The following is a 4147-nucleotide window of genomic DNA, read 5'->3' on the forward strand; positions in this document are numbered from 1 at the left end:
ATTACTTCATAAAAAGGGTTATTCATGGTCATATAAGTGGCCCCAAACACCAGATGTGTCTTATAGGGTGTGACATAACTTCCATATATCGTCCCAAGTAATGTCGCAATAACAACCCAGATAATAATATAAAGTGTCTTTCTGCTTCTTTCATCCATACTTTTTCACCTACTTGCATTCATTTTACCATAGTTTCAATCCATCATGTAGAATAAAAAAATTACATCTTTGTTATATTATTTATTACAAATCATTTTATTTGTATTATAATATATATAGCAAGGAATATCTCATTGTTTTTTATTATTCGAGGAGATGATTTTTATGTTAGATCTGAAAATTTTAAGTAATCCCTATGAAGAAGAATGCTTCTTAATTTTAAAAAGTAATCTTCCTAAAATGAAAGATGAAGATGCATTAGAACTCTATGTAAAACTTAAAAAGTCTTATAAAAAAGACAGAGGATTAATGCGTTATATCTTTGATGAAACAGACAAGATTGCACAAGAATAACAACTATCTAACCCAAAAAAAGAAGGTTCTAACACGAACCTTCTTTTTAGTATTCACTTGGTACAATAACCGCAAGAATAATATATGCAAGAATACCGCTTCCTCCAAGTGCTGTAAATGCAACCCATCCTAATCTTACTAAAGTAGGATCAATCTGGAAGTATTCTGCAATTCCTCCACAAACGCCTGCTAACATACGATCATGTGCTGAGCGATATAGTCTTTTGTTCATTTTTTATCCCTCCTCACAAATATTACCATATATCCTTAATATTTTCTATTTGTATCTTTAATAATATAGATTGGTCTTTTCTTTGTTTCAAAGTAACATGATGTACAATACTGACCAAGTATGGAAACAAAGATCAACTGGACACCACTTAAGAAAAGAATAAGATTGATCACTAATGTATGATAGTGCATCACTACAGAGATCACACTAATAATAAGAGATAAGAAAATCAGGAATGTACCTATAATACCTGCAAAAGTAATAGGTGTTGCCGAAAAAGAGAAGATACCTTTAAAGGCATAAGAGAATAGACTCGTAAAGTTCCATTTTGTCTGCCCTGCGGCTCTTTCTACATTATGGAATTCAATCCATTTTGTATCAAAACCTACAAAAGAGAATAAGCCTTTCATATATCTGTTATATTCTTTGAGTTCTAGTATGGCATCCACCATCTGACGAGACATCATTCTAAAGTCCCCTGCACCATCATCCATATCCATCTTTGTTAATTTCTGAATGACTTTGTAGAAGGAATGAGAAAGGAAGTTACGAAGTCTTCCTTCTCCAGTACGGTCTACTCTTTTACCTGCTGCACAATCATAGCCTTCATATTTACAGGCATGATACATGTCAGGTAGAAGTCTAGGTGGATGCTGTAAGTCGGCATCCATGATAACAACATAGTCACCTGTAGCCTTTTCTAATCCTGCAAACATGGCTGCTTCTTTCCCAAAATTACGAGAGAATGTGAAATAGAAACAATGGCTATCTTTTTCAGCAAGTTCTTTTAAGACTGATGCTGTATGGTCTTTAGACCCATCATTTATAAATAATAGTTCATAGTCGATATCTGGTATACGATGTAATTGTTTAGTCGTTTCCTGATAGAACATAGAAACAACGTCCTCTTCATTAAAACAAGGAACGATAATACTGATTTTATCCATTTAAATAACTCCTTCCATAGACATAGAATATAATTAATAAAATAACGCCTGCACCACTTGTAATACATGCAAGAGTATATCCAGGTGGACTAAAGGTGATCTTTACTTGATGAGATCCTTCACTTATAGGACATCCAATAAAAGCTTGATTCACTTTTTCAATATTGACTTCTTTATTATCAACATAAAGACGGTAACCTTTTTCATAAGGAATACGGGTAATGAAGTAACCATCTTTTGATACATGGATGTTTCCTTCTAAAACATGAAAAGTTTTCTTTATCTTTAAGGCATCTACTTTTTGATTTAAGGCTGATGCAGGTAATGTATGCATCTTGATATTCTTAATCAAATAGTTTCCTTTAGATAAAGAAACCTTTAATTGGTTTGTAGTAGTGACAAATGTGAAATGTGTATGCGGATGATAATAAGGGTTTGTAATACTTGCTAGCTTATTTTTCATTCCATTGACTGTGATAGAGACACCTTTTTCAGGTCTGTTGTTGACAATATCACATTCTAATACAACGATTTCATTGTTTGTCTGGCGCTTAAGTGTCAATTCTATCTTCTGTTTGTTTTTAATATGATAGGATTTCTTAAATCCTGGATTTTCTTCTACAAATTGACTTTTGTAGTGACTATTACCTTTATTCACAATGGCACAATTCATTAATGTATCCAATGTATAAGGATAAGAGAGCTGTTTAAACTGCTTCTCACTCATTAATGAACTTGTTGCATAGGCCTGTGGTAAGGCTGTATTGGATTGGTAAAGCTTAACCTTCTTAGCCTGGTCTTTTAAAGAATAACCATAAGGAGCCTGTCTTTTAGATATCACTGTATCAATACCTAGTGTTCTTAAGTAGAAGATATTGTCGGTATCATTCTGGGCGACACGGTTATTTGTCGGAATAGGTATTCTTAATGTATCAAATAGGAATGTGTTGTAGTATTTATTATTTGTTGATGTATAACCTGATACACGATTTATTCTATTCCCATATGTCTGATTGACATTCTGTCTTGTAGTGAGATCGGCTGCAGTGACTATCTTATTTCTTCTTACTAACTGTGATACATTCTTTTCATACTTCTTAGGCTGATAGAAAGAGGATGGACAGTTTGTACAGGACACAACCAACAACGGTATAACAAGATAAGCATAAATAAGATTCTTTCTTTTCTGTAATAAAAGAAGAATCACAAAGAGACAATCTATAAATGCTAAAAGTGGGTATTTAATGAAAAATACTGGAATAATAAGTAGTACAAGAGAATACTTAGAGAGTTTGATATTTCCCTCTTTAATCTTAACAAACATCATACACATGATATAAGCGACGAGTGGTATAAAGACAAGCATGATCTTACTTCTTGCATATAAGAAGCCATTCATAATAAACCATACAAATGGAGAGTAGAATGATACAAGACATACAGCTGAAAGCTTCTGTAACTGTTTATCACTTAATGCGAGAACTAAGAGTATATAAGAGATATAAGTGAGTCCACACCCATATTCACTATAAAGAAGTCCTTTTAAATTAAGTGAAGGAATAAATAGAGAAGCAAGCTGTGTAGGAGCCCCAGATTTCCCATTGCCTAAAATAACAAGTAATGTAGGGATCGTCAGTATTGCTGTCAATAAGACAATGAGTATATAAGAGACAAAGAGCTTCTTCCATTCACCTGGATGACGATAAAGTAAATAGATAAAACATACAATAAAGCATCCAATACAATAGAAATAACTATGAAGTACAATTAAACTCCCACATAGTGTAAAAGCCAGAAAGTTCTTCTTTTCAATACTGATTAAAGCTAAAAATAAGAAAGGCATATAATTCACAAACATGATCTGTTTATGAGAATGAAAGAAGATACTTGATAATAATACAAGTAAACTGACAAAAATGCAGATGTTCTCATCTTTGGTATGCTGTCTTAAGAAGATATAACAGCATAAAACAGACAATGTCATCATCAATACACTATACGCAATGATAATTGTCTGCATATCAATATGTATAAGTAATGCACCTATGAGTATGTCAGGTCTTAAATAGCCATAATATGAGAAATGATAGATATTGCCTCCACCCATCAATTCTTTAATATAGGTAGGAAAAAGTGTTCCTTCACTTCTTATGGCATGTCTTAATGCATCCCCAATAACGACATGCTGGCTATACCAGTCAACCCTGTTTCCAAAGACATGAGTTGTAAACAGGAATACGGATACAATGCTTAATAGACCTAATAGACAAAGAGTGCGTTTGTCTTTTCGTGTCATGATTTTCACCTCGCTACTATTGTAAGAAATAAACCTTAATTTTAGGCTTAATATTTTCTTAATAACGCTTAATTTTTGTAAGTTTTATGTTTAAGAATTCTTAAGATTTCTTTTAAGGTTTTTTAAATAAAGAGATGGTATTGTAAAAATGGGTGATAA

Annotated in this window: 4 protein-coding genes; 1 reads left to right on the top strand and 3 read right to left on the bottom strand. The window is 32.6% G+C overall.

Annotated elements, in window-relative coordinates; translation table 11 throughout:
• Positions 1 to 324 precede the first annotated feature (324 nt).
• Entirely contained in the window at positions 325 to 513 is a 189-nt protein-coding gene (locus B2S90_RS07585; protein ID WP_055232820.1) for a hypothetical protein, read from the top strand.
• Positions 514 to 559: 46 nt separating this feature from the next.
• On the opposite strand, the gene B2S90_RS07590 is transcribed toward B2S90_RS07585, so the two are convergent.
• From B2S90_RS07590 to B2S90_RS07600, 3 genes are read right to left on the bottom strand one after another with little or no spacing between them, the layout of a single operon-like run.
• Positions 560 to 745 (bottom strand): PspC domain-containing protein, encoded by a 186-nt coding sequence (locus B2S90_RS07590; RefSeq protein WP_022425271.1) that lies wholly within the window; start codon positions 743 to 745, stop codon positions 560 to 562.
• A gap of 35 nt (positions 746 to 780) precedes the next feature.
• Positions 781 to 1692 (bottom strand): glycosyltransferase family 2 protein, encoded by a 912-nt coding sequence (locus B2S90_RS07595; protein WP_055232818.1) that lies wholly within the window; start codon positions 1690 to 1692, stop codon positions 781 to 783.
• Positions 1685 to 3988 carry a YfhO family protein gene (locus tag B2S90_RS07600; protein ID WP_286696823.1) on the bottom strand — a complete coding sequence of 768 codons (2304 nt, stop codon included), beginning with the start codon at positions 3986 to 3988 and terminating at the stop codon, positions 1685 to 1687. The genes B2S90_RS07595 and B2S90_RS07600 overlap by 8 nt, the downstream gene beginning before the upstream one ends.
• Positions 3989 to 4147 lie beyond the last annotated feature (159 nt).

The organism is Catenibacterium sp. UBA627 (assembly GCF_002299355.1).
Classification (GTDB): Bacteria; Bacillota_I; Bacilli_A; order Erysipelotrichales; family Coprobacillaceae; genus Catenibacterium; species Catenibacterium mitsuoka.

What these genes read in the sequence shown, in the direction of transcription:
- B2S90_RS07585 (WP_055232820.1), top strand. Translation starts at nt 325, where the DNA reads ATGTTAGATCTGAAAATTTTAAGTAATCCCTATGAAGAAGAATGCTTC.
- B2S90_RS07590 (WP_022425271.1), bottom strand. Translation starts at nt 745, where the DNA reads ATGAACAAAAGACTATATCGCTCAGCACATGATCGTATGTTAGCAGGC.
- B2S90_RS07595 (WP_055232818.1), bottom strand. Translation starts at nt 1,692, where the DNA reads ATGGATAAAATCAGTATTATCGTTCCTTGTTTTAATGAAGAGGACGTT.
- B2S90_RS07600 (WP_286696823.1), bottom strand. Translation starts at nt 3,988, where the DNA reads ATGACACGAAAAGACAAACGCACTCTTTGTCTATTAGGTCTATTAAGC.